At 62.9% G+C, this 14,329-nt stretch carries 11 protein-coding genes; 3 read left to right on the forward strand and 8 right to left on the reverse strand.

The genetic code is table 11. The annotated features are described in order from the left end of the window. Window position 1 precedes the first annotated feature (1 nt). Together pgl and edd are read left to right on the forward strand one after the other, a co-directional pair. Window positions 2-700 carry a 6-phosphogluconolactonase gene (gene pgl, locus A7X77_RS00495; RefSeq protein WP_064681097.1) on the forward strand — a complete coding sequence of 233 codons (699 nt, stop codon included), beginning with the start codon at window positions 2-4 and terminating at the stop codon, window positions 698-700. A 67-nt stretch (window positions 701-767) separates the two neighbouring features. Further along, a complete protein-coding gene (gene edd / locus A7X77_RS00500; protein ID WP_064681098.1) occupies window positions 768-2,588 on the forward strand; it encodes a phosphogluconate dehydratase in 1,821 nt (606 codons plus the stop codon). A 438-nt stretch (window positions 2,589-3,026) separates the two neighbouring features. Here edd and A7X77_RS00505 read toward each other — a convergent pair whose 3' ends face one another. The 6 genes from A7X77_RS00505 to A7X77_RS00530 all read right to left on the reverse strand — a co-directional run bounded on the left by A7X77_RS00505 (window position 3,027) and on the right by A7X77_RS00530 (window position 10,080). Then, window positions 3,027-3,380: a hypothetical protein gene (locus A7X77_RS00505; protein ID WP_020920408.1), complete on the reverse strand. Its 354-nt coding sequence runs from the start codon at window positions 3,378-3,380 to the stop codon at window positions 3,027-3,029. Window positions 3,381-3,556: 176 nt separating this feature from the next. Continuing rightward, window positions 3,557-4,645, reverse strand: a complete 1,089-nt coding sequence (locus A7X77_RS00510; RefSeq protein WP_064681099.1) for an ABC transporter ATP-binding protein — start codon at window positions 4,643-4,645, stop codon at window positions 3,557-3,559. Window positions 4,646-4,666: 21 nt separating this feature from the next. Beyond that, window positions 4,667-6,319, reverse strand: coding sequence for an alpha-glucosidase (locus A7X77_RS00515; RefSeq protein ID WP_064681100.1), 1,653 nt, complete (start codon window positions 6,317-6,319; stop codon window positions 4,667-4,669). Between the two features lie 34 nt (window positions 6,320-6,353). Further along, entirely contained in the window at window positions 6,354-7,517 is a 1,164-nt protein-coding gene (locus A7X77_RS00520) for a carbohydrate ABC transporter permease (RefSeq protein ID WP_064681101.1), read from the reverse strand. 1 nt (window position 7,518) lies between these two features. Beyond that, entirely contained in the window at window positions 7,519-8,532 is a 1,014-nt protein-coding gene (locus A7X77_RS00525; protein WP_064681102.1) for a carbohydrate ABC transporter permease, read from the reverse strand. A 186-nt stretch (window positions 8,533-8,718) separates the two neighbouring features. Beyond that, entirely contained in the window at window positions 8,719-10,080 is a 1,362-nt protein-coding gene (locus tag A7X77_RS00530) for an ABC transporter substrate-binding protein (protein WP_064681103.1), read from the reverse strand. A 298-nt stretch (window positions 10,081-10,378) separates the two neighbouring features. Between A7X77_RS00530 and A7X77_RS00535 the strand changes: the two genes are divergently transcribed. Next, a complete protein-coding gene (locus A7X77_RS00535) occupies window positions 10,379-11,401 on the forward strand; it encodes a LacI family DNA-binding transcriptional regulator (protein ID WP_064681104.1) in 1,023 nt (340 codons plus the stop codon). 12 nt (window positions 11,402-11,413) lie between these two features. Here A7X77_RS00535 and folD read toward each other — a convergent pair whose 3' ends face one another. Both folD and A7X77_RS00545 read right to left on the reverse strand, forming a co-directional pair. Further along, entirely contained in the window at window positions 11,414-12,313 is a 900-nt protein-coding gene (gene folD, locus A7X77_RS00540) for a bifunctional methylenetetrahydrofolate dehydrogenase/methenyltetrahydrofolate cyclohydrolase FolD (protein ID WP_064681105.1), read from the reverse strand. 121 nt (window positions 12,314-12,434) lie between these two features. Beyond that, complete coding sequence (locus tag A7X77_RS00545; RefSeq protein WP_064681106.1) at window positions 12,435-14,195, reverse strand: hypothetical protein; 1,761 nt, start codon at window positions 14,193-14,195, stop codon at window positions 12,435-12,437. Window positions 14,196-14,329: the final 134 nt, after the last annotated feature.

The raw sequence follows: 14,329 nt of genomic DNA on the forward strand, positions 1-14,329 counted from the left end.
GATGGCATCGACCCTGCATTCCTTCGCCAGCCCTGCAGATCTCGCCGGCAGCCTCGCTGACAAGGTTGCCGATACGCTTTCGGTGGCCATCGCCGCCCGCGGCGCCGCCTCCATCGCCGTTTCCGGCGGCTCGACGCCGAAGGCCTTCTTCCAGGCGCTGTCGACACGCGACATCGCCTGGGACAAGGTGACGATCACGCTGGTTGACGAACGCTTCGTGCCGGCCGACAATACCCGCTCGAACCATCTGCTGGTCGATGCCAATCTCTTGCAGGATAAGGCAAAGGCGGCGCGGTTCGTGCCGCTTTACCAGCCGGCAGCCTCGGTCGAGGAGGCGGCAAGGCTGGCGACGGAAAAAAGCGCCGAGATCGGCATCCCCTTCGATGTGGTCATCCTCGGCATGGGCGGCGACGGCCACACCGCCTCGTTCTTTCCCGGCGGCAGCAATCTTGCCGAGGCGCTCGATGCCTCGACGCCGCGCGGCGTCATCACCATGGAGGCAGAAGGAGCCGGCGAGCCGCGCCTGACTTTCACCTTCTCCAGTCTTCAGGATGCGGCACTGCTGGTTCTCCATATCGAGGGCGAAGGCAAAAAAGACGTTCTCGCCAAGGCGGAAGGCAGCGGTGACGAGGCAGACATGCCGATCCGCGCTGTTCTGCGCCGGGCCACTTCCCCGGTCGAGATCTACTGGGCTCCCTGATATGGCCTGACGGCCGCCGGAGCCGGCGAACACATTGAGACGAACCAGAACAAGGCAGGGATCTTCCATGTCCGCTCACGCACGCATTGCTGCGATCACCAACCGCATCGTCGAACGCTCGAAACCGACCCGCGAGCGCTATCTGGAACGGCTGCGCGCCGCCGCTTCCCAGGGCGTGCACCGCTCGGTGCTCGGCTGCGCCAACCTCGCCCACGGCTTTGCGGTCTGTTCCCCCGCCGAGAAGGACGCGCTGGCCGGCGACCGCATTCCCAATCTCGGCATCATCACTGCCTATAACGACATGCTCTCGGCCCACCAGCCGTTCGAGACCTATCCCGCAATCATCCGTGAGGCGGCTGCCGAAGCAGGTGGCGTCGCCCAGGTGGCCGGCGGCGTGCCTGCCATGTGCGACGGCGTCACCCAGGGGCAGCCGGGCATGGAGCTATCGCTCTTTTCGCGCGACCTGATCGCCATGGCCGCGGGCGTCGGCCTGTCGCACAATATGTTCGATGCCGCCCTCTTCCTCGGCGTCTGCGACAAGATCGTTCCCGGCCTCGTCATCGCCGCCCTCTCCTTCGGGCACCTGCCGTCGATCTTCGTTCCGGCCGGTCCGATGACGACGGGCCTACCCAACGACGAGAAGTCGCGGGTGCGTCAGCTCTTTGCCGAGGGCAAGGTCGGGCGCGCCGAGCTCCTGGAGGCGGAATCGAAATCCTATCACGGCCCAGGCACCTGCACCTTCTACGGCACGGCCAACTCCAACCAGATGCTGATGGAGATCATGGGCTTCCATATGCCCGGCTCCTCCTTCATCAATCCCGGCACGCCGCTGCGCGAAGCGCTGACGCGCGAGGCCGCCAAGCGGGCGCTGGCGATCACCGCGCTCGGCAACGAATTCACGCCGGCCGGCGAGATGATCGACGAACGTTCGGTCGTCAACGGCGTCGTCGGCCTGCATGCGACCGGCGGCTCGACCAACCACACGCTGCACCTCGTCGCCATGGCGCGGGCAGCCGGAATCCAGCTCACCTGGCAGGACATTGCCGAGCTTTCGGAAATCGTGCCGCTGCTTGCCCGCGTCTATCCGAACGGACTTGCAGACGTGAACCATTTCCAGGCGGCCGGCGGCATGGGCTTCCTGATCAAGGAACTCCTGAAGCACGGCCTGGTGCATGACGACGTGCGCACCGTCTTCGGCCAGGGCCTCCAGGCCTATACGGTCGATGCCCGCCTCGGCGAAAACCGCGGCGTGTTGCGCGAGCCGTCGCCGGAGAAGAGCCATGATCCGAAGGTGCTCTCCAGCATCGAGACGCCATTCCAGGCGAATGGCGGGCTGAAGATGCTGCGCGGCAATCTCGGCAAAGCGGTCATCAAGATCTCCGCCGTCAAGCCGGAGCGTCACGTCATCGAGGCGCCGGCGATCGTCTTCCACAGCCAGCAGGAACTGCAGGACGCCTTCAAGGAAGGCAAGCTCAACCGCGATTTCGTCGCCGTCGTGCGCTTCCAGGGGCCGAAGGCGAACGGTATGCCGGAACTGCACAAGCTGACGCCGCCGCTCGGCGTGCTGCAGGATCGCGGCTTCCACGTGGCGCTTCTGACCGACGGACGCATGTCCGGCGCATCCGGCAAGGTGCCGGCGGCGATCCACGTCACGCCGGAAGCGGTCGACGGCGGCCCGATCGCCCGCATCAAGAACGGCGACATCATTCGCCTGGACGCGATCAAGGGCACGCTCGAAGTGCTCGTCGATGCGGCCGACATGGCCGAGCGCGAGCCGGTGACCGTCGATCTCTCCGACAATGAATTCGGCATGGGCCGCGAGCTCTTCGCGCCGTTCCGCCGCGCCGTCGGCGCTTCGGACCAGGGGGCGAGCGTTCTCTTCCACTGAACGCGACCATCACTAGAGCTTTTCCGGGTTAGATTGAAGCGTTCTGATCGGAGCAGGTTTTCGTCAGGGCAAAGGCGATTGGCGACGGGCATACCCCTAGGTACGTCCGAGCCGATCGCCTTTGATCCTGGCTAGAGATGCCCGGCCCACCGGCCGCACCGCTTCGCCATGGCGAAGCGATCAGTGCGTCCGGCGATTTTCAAGTCTTGCAGATTTGCCGGGCAAATCTGCGGCAGGGTTGGCTGAAACGGGCCGGCTGATCGGCCGGCCGGCTTGGCCGTAGAGCCAGGCTACGACGCGCGCCGGCCGGTCGACCATCCGACTCCGTTTGAGCCAACAGAATGCTTCAATCTAACCCGGAAAAGCTCTAATAAGCAAAACCCGCGGGGCGTGCGAAGCGCCCCGCGGGTTTTTTATATTACCAGTCCGATCTATCCGTCAGGCGCGGATATCGAGGACGTAATCCTTGTGCGCCGGGTGCGTGCTGTAGACGAAGATCTTGTTCAGTTCTTTCTGCGTCAGCAGGCGCAGGAAGCGGACTTCGATCGTGTTGTTGGCGTTGACCTTCATCAGCAGGCAGCCGACCTTGGTGATGCGGGCATCCGGAATGTCCAGATAGAACTGCTTCGGCAGGCTGAACTGGGTCAGAATGGCGAGCGTCGCGCTGCTCATCGAGATCCGGACGATGTCACACCGGCGCGACGCCGCGTGCATGACGCCCTTTTCCGTATATTCGATGCGCGCGGCATTCATCGTGTCCTCCATTTTGAACCGCGCCTCGCGGTCGTACATGAAGGATTCTTCCTTGCTCAGGAAATGAGATCTTGGCTGTGACGGATTGGAAGCGGCCACTTGCTTATCCCCCTCATAAATTGACGAGGAAAAAGTAGCAGCCGATCTTTAACAGAAAGTGAGAATTCGGTCCGCCAAGTATAATTCTCGGGATTATTACCCCAAAAATGGCGACCTCATTTCCGGTAGGTGTGGCCGCTCGCATCGAAGAGATGCAGCTTCTGCCGGTCGGCGGCAAAGCGCATCCTCTGGCCCTTATGGACATCGTAAATACCGGGCAGTTTGACGACGATCGGCTCGCCGGGGACCAGGCCTTCGATGTAAAGCAGCGTCACTTCGCCGAGCGCTTCGACGATCGAGACCTCGCCCTCGAAAACATAGTCGGCACCGTCTGCGATCCTCAGATCTTCTGGGCGAACACCGAAGCTCGCCTGCTTGCCCTTCTCGGACGAGTCGGTCGCCACATCGAGCGTGACCGACATGCCGCCGGTCAGCGTCACGGTCGTCTGGCTGCCGGTGCCTGATATCGTCGCCGGGATGATGTTCATGGCCGGCGAGCCGATGAATTTCGCCACAAAGAGGTTGGCCGGGCGCTCATAGAGTTCCAGCGGCGCGCCGACCTGCTCGATATTGCCGGCGGAAAGCACGACGATGCGGTCGGCAAGCGTCATCGCCTCGACCTGGTCGTGGGTGACGTAGATCATTGTCGTATCGGCCATCTGCTCGTTGAGGCGGGCGATCTCGATGCGGGTCGCGACGCGCAACGCAGCATCGAGGTTCGACAGCGGCTCGTCGAACAGGAAGACCTTGGGGTCGCGGCAGATGGCCCGGCCGATCGCCACGCGCTGACGCTGGCCGCCCGAAAGCGCCTTCGGCAGGCGGTCGAGATATTTGCTCAGCTGCAGGCTGTCGGCCGCCGCCCGCACGCGCCGATCGATCTCCTGCTTGCTTTCGCCGGCGATCTTCATGCCGAAGGCCATGTTGTCGTAGACGGTCATGTGGGGATAGAGCGCGTAGGACTGGAAGACCATGGCAATGCCGCGCTTCGACGGCGGCACGTCATTGACCAGTTGGCCGTCGATATACATCTCGCCGCCGGTGATCGCCTCGAGACCGGCGATCATGCGCAGAAGCGTGGATTTGCCGCAGCCGGACGGACCGACAAAGACGATGAATTCGCCCTGCTTGATATCGAGGTCGATGCCGTGGAGAACGTCCACGGAACCGTAGGATTTGCGAATATCCTTCAGCGTCAGTCCAGTCATGTCTCTCTCCCCTCCTGATCCTTAAGCGAGACGGGCGAAATACGCCCCCCAGGCCGGAATATCGATCTTGTCGCCATAGTTGTTGCTGGTAAAGCCATGGCCCGTCAATGCCTGCCATTCACCGGCAGGCAGGGTGACGCCGGTTTCGGCCGGGCTCATGTTGAAGATGCAGAGCAGCTTCTCATCACTGTATTCGCGGGTGAAGACCAGGATATCGCCCTCCGTCTCCTCGAATTCGATCTCGCCCTTGGCAAAGGCCGGGTGCAGCTTGCGGAAGGCGATGAAGCGTCGATAGTGCTCGAGCACGGAAGCCTCGTCGCCCTGCTGTACGTTGACGGCGCGCAAAATATGTTCGACCGGCACCGGCAGCCAGGGCGTGACTGTCGAAAAGCCGCCCTGGGCGACGTGGCTGTCCCAGACCATCGGCGTGCGGCAGCCGTCACGGCCTTTGAACTCAGGCCAGAACTGGATGCCATAGGGATCCTGCAGGTCCTGATAGGCGAGATCGGCTTCGGTCAGCGCCAGTTCCTCGCCCTGATAGAGGCAAACCGAACCGCGCAGCGTCATCAGCAGCGAGGCATAGAGCTTGGCGAAGGCGTCGTGATCGGCGACCAGCCCGCCCCAGCGGCTGACATGGCGCATGACGTCGTGATTGGAGAAAGCCCAGCAGGCCCAACCATCGGGGGCTGCGGCTTCGAAATCCTCCATCACCTCCTCGACGCGCTCCGGCGTCAGCGGATCGGGCGCCAGGAACTCGAAGGCGTAGCACATGTGCATCTTGTCGTTGCCGGAGGTGTATTCGCCGACGATTTCGAGGCCGCGCTGGCTGTCACCCACCTCGCCGACGGCGGCGATTGCCGGATATTCCTCGAGAACGGCGCGGAACCGCTTCAGGAAGGCGAGGTTCTCCGGCCGGTTCTTGTCGTAGACATGCTCCTGGAAGTTATAGGGATTGACCGCCGGCGCCGTCGAGGCGTTGCGGCGCTCAGGCGCCAATGCCGGATTGTCGCGCAACAGCGGGTCGTGGAAATAGAAGTTGATGGTGTCGAGGCGGAAGCCGTCGACGCCGCGATTGAGCCAGAAGCGCACCACATCGAGCAGACGGTCCTGCACTTCCGGGTTATGCAGGTTCATGTCCGGCTGCGAGGTCAGGAAGTTGTGCAGGTAATATTGCATGCGCGTCGGATCCCACGCCCATGCCGAGCCGCCGAAAATCGACAGCCAGTTGTTCGGCGGCGTGCCGTCCGGCTTGGCGTCGGCCCAGACATACCAGTCGGCCTTGGCGTTGGTCTTGCTGGAGCGGCTCTGCACGAACCAGGGATGCTGATCGGAGCTGTGCGAGATGACCAGGTCGATCATCACGCGGATGCCGAGGCGATGTGCCTCGGCGATCATCGTGTCGAAGTCCACCAGCGTGCCGAAGATCGAATCGACATTTTCATAATCGGAAACGTCATAGCCGAAATCGCGCATCGGCGAGGTGAAGAAGGGCGAGATCCAGATCGCATCGACGCCGAGGCTTGCCACATGCGGCAGCCGGGCGGTGATGCCCTTAAGGTCGCCGATACCGTCGCCGTTGGAATCCTGGTAGGAGCGCGGGTAGATCTGATAGATCACCGCGCCGCGCCACCAGTCCTTATCGGCGGTCAAGATCGATTGGGGAGCCACGTTCATGGAATATCCTGTCTGAAGTCACGTTCGAAAATGGTCAGCCGCCCTTGACCGAGCCCGCCAGCAGACCACGCACCAGATAGCGCTGCAGCCCGAAGAAGACGAGCAGCGGCACGATAATGGTGACGAAGGCCGACGCCGTCAAAATCTCCCAATTGCCGCCGCGCGAGCCGAGCAGCGCGTTCAGGCTGCCGGTCAGCACGAGGTGGTCCTTGTCGGTGCCGAGGAAGACCATGGCGACGAGCAGGTCGTTCCACACCCACAGGAACTGGAAGATGGCGAAAGAGGCGAGTGCCGGGAAGGACAGAGGCAAAACGATGCGGGTAAAGATCTCGAAGTCGCTCGCACCGTCGACACGGGCGGATTCGATAATCTCCTTCGGCAGGCCGGCAATATAGGCCCGCAGCAGAAAGATGGCGAGCGGCATGCCAAAGGCGGTATGGGCAAGCCAGATGCCGGGATAGGTCTTCGACGGCTGGCCCAGCATGTTGCCCACTTCATTATAGAGGCGCAGCAGCGGGATCAGCGACATCTGCAGCGGCACGACGATGAGGCCGACGACGAGCGCAATCAGCAGCGCGCGGCCAGGAAAGTCCATCCAGCTCAGGGCATAGGCGGCGAAAGCGGCAATCAGGATCGGGATGATCGTCGCCGGGATCGTCACGGTCAGCGAATTGATGAAGGACTGGCCGATGCCCTCGCCGGTCAGAACCGTGTTGTAGTTCTGCAGCGTGAATTCCGGCGGCGCCGAGACGGAGACATAGATACGCCGCGGCCTTTCGTCGGGCGAGAAGGCGGCGTTCTTCATGTAGCGGTAGCTGCCGTCGCTGTTGATCAGCAGGCTTTCGCCATCGCCGAGATCGGCCGTCTGGCCGGCCTCGAAGGCCGCCGGCTGCTGCACGCGATTGCCGAAGGCCTTTACCGAGCGGCCGGTCTGTCCTTCCAGCACATTGCCCGAAATGACGTAGGTAGCGCCTTCCTGCTTTTGCTGGTCCGGCGTACCGAGGCGCACGGCGACCGTCTGCGTCGAGCCGACGAAGGACGTCCACCAGCCGGACACAACGATCTGATCCTTGTCGCGCAGGGCGCTGACGAAGATACCGAGCGTCGGGATGAGCCAGATGATGACGATCAGGAGAACCGCAAGGTGAACGAAGAGGCGGGCGGGACCGATCTTGAAGTAGCTTCCGACAGCGGTCATCTCAATGGCCCTTCAGTTCGCGGTTGGCGCGGCGCACGTTCCACACCATGATCGGCGTGACGGCGAGCATGATGATGATGGCGATGACGGCGCTTCGGCCGGAATCGCCGCCGCCGCGGAACATCCAGTCGAACATCAGGTTCGCCAGGACCATCGTCTGCCACTGGCCGTTGGTCATGGTCAGGACGATATCGAAGACCTTCAGGACGAGGATGGTAATCGTCGTCCAGACGACGGCGATGGTGCCCCAGACCTGCGGCACCATGATGCGCCAGAATATCTGCCAGCCGTTGGCGCCATCGATGACGGCGGCCTCGATCGTCTCCTCGGGGATGCCGCGTAGGGCCGCCGACAGGATGACCATGGCAAAACCGGTCTGGATCCAGATCAGGATGACCATCAGGAAGAAATTGTTCCAGAAGGGGACTGAGATCCACACCTCAGGCGTGCCGCCGAAGAGCTGGACGATGGCGTTCAGGAGGCCGATCTGGACATCGTTGCCGCCGCGATATTCATAGATGAATTTCCAGATGACCGAGGCGCCGACGAAGGAGATCGCCATCGGCATGAAGACAATGCTCTTGGCGATATTGCCCCACCAGATGCGATCGGTCATGACAGCGATGACCAGGCCGAAGAAGGTGCAGGCGGCCGGCACGACGGCGAGCCAGAGGATGTTGTTGAAGATCGACTGGCGGAATTCGCGGTCGCCGATCGCCCATTTATAGTTGGCGAGGCCGACGAACTGCAGACCGGCGCGGTCGTAGAAGGAAAGAATGAAGGTCGCAACGACCGGATAGACGAGGTAGACGAAGAGCAGGAAGAGCGCCGGCCCGAGGAACAGCCACGGCCTGATGACCGCGCGGCGATTGAGATTGCGCGATGCGGCGCGAATGTCGCCATCCTTCACCGGCAGGGCCAGATCCAGAAGCTTGTTGGAAAAATAGAAATAGGCCGAGCACGCAAAAACGGCGACGACCACGACGCCCAAAGCGGACACTATCTGCGACAGCATTTCGTCCCTCCCCTGCTTCCCCTGATCTTATTCCGACCGGCTTTCATTCTGACGGGCCAACGCCGGTCACCGTCAATCCACTTGTATAGTCCACTCACAATATATCCTGCGATGGCCGGGCTGCGCATGAGCCCGGCCACTCAGGCAGGTCATGCCGCCGGCAAGCCGGCGACAAATTTTGGAAGATTACTTGATGCCGTCCCAGGCGCTCTGGATTTCGCTGGCGGCTTCCTCGGCGGACTTGCCGCCGACGAAATCGACCATGCCGGTCCAGAAGGCGCCGGCACCGATCTTGCCCGGCATCAGGTCCGAACCGTCGAAGCGGAAGGTGGTGGCGGAGGTCAGGATCTCGCCTTCCTTCTTCATCTGCGGATTGGCATAGGCGTCGACGCTGACGCCCTTATACGGCGTCAGGAAGCTCGACTGCGCCATCCACACTTCATGCGCGATCGGGGTCTTCAGGAAGTCGATGAAGGCGCGGGCCGTCTTCGAGTCCTTGGCGATCGAAACCAGCGTGCCGGCACCGAGCACCGGCTTGCCGAGTTCGGGATGCGAAGCATAGGTCGGCATGTAGAAGAAGTCGGCATCCTGGCCGAGCTTCGTGCCCTCGGGGAAGAAGGACGGAATGAACGAGGCCTGATGGTGCATGTAGCACTTCGGCGGAACGGAGAAGAGGCCCTTCGGGCTGTCACGGAAATCGGTCGAAGCCACGGCCGCGACGCCGCCATTGACGTATTTCTCGTTCTTGGCGAACTTGCCGAATTCGTCGATTGCGGCAACGACGGCCGGATCGGTGAACTTCAGCTCGTTGGTCGTCCACTTGTCATAGGCTTCCGGCGGCTGCATGCGCAGCATGATATCCTCGACCCAGTCGGTCGCTGGCCAGCCGGTGGCGCCGCCGGAACCGAGACCGATGCACCAGGGAACGCCGCCATCCTTGACGATCTGGTCGGTCAGGGCATGCAGCTCTTCCATTGTCGTCGGGATCTTGTAGCCGGCTTCCTCGAAATTCTCCGGAACGTACCAGACCAGCGATTTCACGTCAGCCTTGTAAGGAAAGGCGTAGAAGGCTTCCTTGCCGTCCTTGCCCTTGTAAGTGCCGTAACCGACCCAGCTGTCGCCGGCACCGTAATTGTCCTTGAGCCACTTGGAGTTGTCTTCGCCGAGCGGCGTCAGGAATCCCTTGCCGGCGAGGTCGGCCAGGAGGCCCGGCTGCGGCAGAATGGCAATATTCGGCGGCGAGCCCGCCTGCGTGTCGATGACGATCTGCTGCTCGTAGTTTTCGGAAGAGGAATATTTCGCCTCGATGCCGGTGGCTTCGGTGAAATAGGCAAGAACGCTCATGAAGAACGCCTCGTCCTCGCCGCGCCACGGCCCGAAGATCGTCAGGGGCTGACCCTTCAAATCGGCATGCGCGGCCTTGAATTCGTCATAGCTTTTCCAGTTGAACTTGGGATCTTCTCCCGGGGCAAATTTCAGATCGGCCGCGGACGCAGCGCCGGCAAAAAGCGCCGCAACGGCAACGCCCACCAAAAACGACTTTTTCATGTGATCAACCTCCCATCACAATCCCAACCCGCGCCGAATTCTCCGCAAAAGGAAATTTCAAAGCGCTTTGACACCCAACTCATTTAACTTCCAGTGGAATGGAGTCAAGTCAATTCGCGAAAACTCGCCATAAACACGCGGGATATCGCAGCGCAACGGCGCCTATCCGGGAATATGGAGCGATTTTTCTTGAGTCAAGCGCGCGAGATGCTACATAATTGAAAGCGCTTTGGATGCCATTGGGAGGCGGCAGGCCTTTTGGAGCGGCCGAAGGGCGGGCCGGGAGGAAGCATAACAGGTGAATCTCAAACAGCTATCGGAATTGCTCGGGCTGTCGCAGACGACGGTGAGCCGAGCGCTCAACGGCTATCCCGAGGTCAATGAAGCGACCCGGGAGCGCGTGCTCCAGGCCGTCAAGGAAACGGGGTACCGGCCCAATAAGGCAGCTCAGCGGCTTGCGACTGGCAAGGCAGGCTCGATCGGCCTGGTCATGCCGACGGCGCCCGGCCACCAGTCCGACGTGCATTTCGGCGAATTCCTGGCCGGACTCGGCGAGGAAGCCGTGCGTCACGATTTCCATTTCGTCATCATGCCGGCCGATCCTGACGACGAGGTGGCAGCACTCCGGCGGCTTGCGATCAGCGGCAATGTCGATGCACTGTTCGTCGCCTATATGCGCGGCCACGATCCGCGGCTCGCCATGCTGAAATCGCTCTCCATGCCCTATGTCGTGCATGGCCGTTCCTTCGGCGCGGAGCCGGATTATCCCTATCTCGACATCGACAATGAAGGCGCCTTCTACGACGCGACCCGGCTGCTGTTGCAGCTCGGCCACACGCGCTTTGCGCTCATGAACGGGCCGACGCATCTCGATTTCGCCATCCGCAGAAGGAATGGCGTCATCGCGGCCCTTGCCGAACGCGGCCTGACGCTTGAGGAGGACTGCGTGAGCCACGCGCTGATGACCGACGAACAGGGCCTTCTGGCGATGGAACGCTTCCTGCAACTGCCGCAGCGGCCGACCGCGATCCTATGCTCCAGCACGGTCATGGCGCTGGGCGCGATCCGCGCGGTTAACCAGGCGGGATTGCGGCTCGGCGAGGACATTTCGCTGATCGCCCATGACGACGTGCTGCCGCTCTTGAAGCCGGAAAGCTTCTCCGTGCCGCTGACGACCACACGCTCCTCGCTCAGGGCCGCCGGCGCCCGCATCGCCCAGCGGTTGATCGGCACCGTGAAACAGGCCGGCCCCTTCCCCGAGCAGGAACTCTGGAAGACCGAACTGATCGTCAGGGCCTCGACCGGCCCCGCCCCCAGTTAACACCAGTCCGTCTCAAAACTGCGGCGGCGTCTGCCCCGCGGCCCGGTGGGCGGCGATGACGGTATTGGCCATCAGCATGGCGATGGTCATCGGCCCGACCCCGCCGGGAACCGGGGTGATGGTGCTGGCGATAGCAGAGACCTCGGCGAAGGCAACGTCGCCGACAAGCCGGGTCTTGCCCTCGCCCCTGTCGGGAGCCGGCACACGATTGATGCCGACATCGATGACCGTCGCACCCGGCTTGACCCAATCGGCCTTGACCATCTCAGGCCGCCCAACGGCAGCCACCAGAATATCGGCATTGCGGCAGACCTCGGCGAGGTTCTTCGTTCTCGAATGGGCCATCGTCACTGTCGCATTGGCATTGAGCAGCAATTGCGCCATCGGCTTGCCGAACAGGTTCGAACGGCCGATGACGACGGCATTGAGGCCCGAGAGATCCTCGCCATGGGTGCGCCGGACGAAGACCATGGCGCCGGCCGGCGTGCAGGAGACCAGTCCGGTCTTCAGGTCGCCGGTGGCGAGCTTGCCGGCGTTGACGACGCTCAAGCCATCGACATCCTTTTCCGGCAGGATCGACTGGATGATCGGCTCGCTGTCGAGCGGCTTCGGCAAGGGCAACTGCACCAGGATGCCGTGGATCGACGGATCGGCGTTGAGGCTGGCAACGAGCGCCGCCAGCTCCTCCTGCCTGGTCTCGGCCGGCAACGTGTGCTGCACGGACTTGAAGCCGCATTCCTTGGCCATGCGGCCCTTGGAGCCGACATAGGCGTGGCTTGCCGGATCGTCGCCGACGATGATGACGGCCAGGCCGGTGGTAACGCCGCTGCTCTTTTCCAGCGCCGCTGTCGCACTCTTGACCGTCTGAATGACTGATGCAGCTACGTTCTTGCCGTCGATTACTGTCGCCACGCGTCTCTCCGCCCTGTTTCGGGCCAATCTATTGATAGTTGACGAGCGTCAAATGCCCGCTAACGCCCTATCCTGTCGGAAAGCGGCAAGGCAATATCAAACTTGCAAGGAAATGTTGGGTTCAGCGCAGCGGCTGCCGTGCTTCCATCACGTGAAGTCGAAGCCGGTCGCGCAGGCCGGAGATTTCGGACCGCAGCACCTCCATCTCGTCGGACGCCGCCGGGGCTGACGCGGGCGCCGGCGAAGAGGTGAGCGAAGGCGGCGCCGGCATTTCCTCGCTTGCGGAAGCCGCGGAGGATTTGCGCCGGAACAGCAGGAGGGTGAGGCCGAGACCGATCGAAAGGCCTGTCGCGGCCCCGGCCAGCACGCGGCCGAACAGACCATTCGTTCCCGGCACCGCCGCCACAAGCGGCGGTTTCAGGACGGTCAAATGGCCGTCATCGCCTCCCGATGTCGGCGCCGTCTCTTCCAGGCGGGAGCGCGCGGCATTCGTCTTTTCGCGCAGCTCGGTCAGCCGAGACAGATCGACGCCGGTATCCCGGCTCTGGGCGATCAGCGTGTTGCGGCGATCGTTCAGGCCCTTGCGCACATCGACCGCAGCCTTGGCGGCGGCGTTGGCGAACTGGGCCAGACGGGCAAGCTCCTTGCCCATGTTGTCCTTGAGTCCTTCCGCTTCAGCCTGCTGCTGCAGCAGGCGCGGATGACGCGGGCCAAGCTCTGCCGAAAGCTGCGCCAGTGTCGTCCTGGCGACGGCATATTTGTCGCGCCAATCCTGCAGCGCCGGCGAGAGCATATCGGAGGGGAGCGATCCATCCAGTACGCCCGCGAGTTTTGCCGCCTTCAGCCCGTCGGCCCGCGCCTTGGCGGCGAGGATATTCTGATCGGCCTGTTTCAGATCGGCATCGAGCGCGTCGATCTGGCGGCGAAGATCGATCGCCACCTTGACGTTACCCTCGCCGCTTTTGGCCGTGAAGGCGGCAAGCTCCGCCTTCGCCTCGTCATAGGCCTTGCGCAGCACAGTGCCGGTTTCGGCGCTCCGGCCGGGACCGCTGCCTGCCGACACCGCTTCGCCAAGCCGTGCGGCGATGCGCATGGATTTGCCGCTGTCGCCGGTCGTCACCCTGACGAGGATCGTACCGGCGGCGACATCGGGCATGATCTCGACCGCATGTTTCAGCGCCGCCTCGGCGCGCGAGGCCGGATCGGCGGCAGCACCGCTGGCCGCGAGAAGATCGAGCGCAACGCCAAGCGCATTGGCCCTGGTGCCGGCAAATTCCGGGTCGTGATCGAGTTTCAGCGCAGCGACCGTCGACGCCATCATGCGCGCCGATAACAGGCCTTTCGCCGCAGCCTGGGTGAAGGCGGCGCGGCTTGCCGCATCCGTCCTGACCGAAAGCGTCGTCTCGGCGCGGTAGAGGGCGGGCGAGGCCGGCATCAGGGCCGGCAGGCCTGCCCCGACGACCGTGGCGGCGACGACCGTCATGGCAAGACCGAAGCGGGCGGCGTGGTGGCTGGACATTGCCCGCTGGAATCTGGCGGATTCCTCACGGATGACGGCCGGCGGTTCCGGCGGGAGCGCGGGTTTTTCGACCGCAGCGTTCGGCTCCTCATGACCGGCCGGCGCCGGCAGAAGTGCGCGGCCGACATCGTTGGCAGCCCGAAGGCGATTGCCGAGGATGGTTTCGATGCGGTCGACCAGCGGCGCAGGACGCGCCGCTATTGCGCGTTGCTCTTCCAGCGCGCGGCCAATCGCGCGCAGCAATTCGGCCTCGGGCGGCGCGATATCGGCCCCCTTCGACCGCCGGCGATAGGGGACGTCAAAGGTGCGCGGCCCCGCGGCTGCGCGATCCTGGAAGCTGTTTCTCGCCCTGATATCGTACATTTGCGCCACATCTCATGCACATGATGGCCGAGTTCAATCATCCGCACGCGATGCAGATGATTAAACGACTCTAAATATTCATGGCAAAGAAATGGTTAACCGCGACTGGCAAGAATTGCGGTCCGACGTCTCGA

The organism is Rhizobium bangladeshense, assembly GCF_001662075.1.
GTDB classification, from domain to species: domain Bacteria; phylum Pseudomonadota; class Alphaproteobacteria; order Rhizobiales; family Rhizobiaceae; genus Rhizobium; species Rhizobium bangladeshense_B.

Excerpts from the sequence above, each read along its gene's own strand:
- pgl (WP_064681097.1), top strand. The coding sequence starts at position 2 with ATGGCATCGACCCTGCATTCCTTCGCCAGCCCTGCAGATCTCGCCGGC.
- edd (WP_064681098.1), top strand. The coding sequence starts at position 768 with ATGTCCGCTCACGCACGCATTGCTGCGATCACCAACCGCATCGTCGAA.
- A7X77_RS00505 (WP_020920408.1), bottom strand. The coding sequence starts at position 3,380 with ATGTACGACCGCGAGGCGCGGTTCAAAATGGAGGACACGATGAATGCC.
- A7X77_RS00510 (WP_064681099.1), bottom strand. The coding sequence starts at position 4,645 with ATGACTGGACTGACGCTGAAGGATATTCGCAAATCCTACGGTTCCGTG.
- A7X77_RS00515 (WP_064681100.1), bottom strand. The coding sequence starts at position 6,319 with ATGAACGTGGCTCCCCAATCGATCTTGACCGCCGATAAGGACTGGTGG.
- A7X77_RS00520 (WP_064681101.1), bottom strand. The coding sequence starts at position 7,517 with ATGACCGCTGTCGGAAGCTACTTCAAGATCGGTCCCGCCCGCCTCTTC.
- A7X77_RS00525 (WP_064681102.1), bottom strand. The coding sequence starts at position 8,532 with ATGCTGTCGCAGATAGTGTCCGCTTTGGGCGTCGTGGTCGTCGCCGTT.
- A7X77_RS00530 (WP_064681103.1), bottom strand. The coding sequence starts at position 10,080 with ATGAAAAAGTCGTTTTTGGTGGGCGTTGCCGTTGCGGCGCTTTTTGCC.
- A7X77_RS00545 (WP_064681106.1), bottom strand. The coding sequence starts at position 14,195 with ATGTACGATATCAGGGCGAGAAACAGCTTCCAGGATCGCGCAGCCGCG.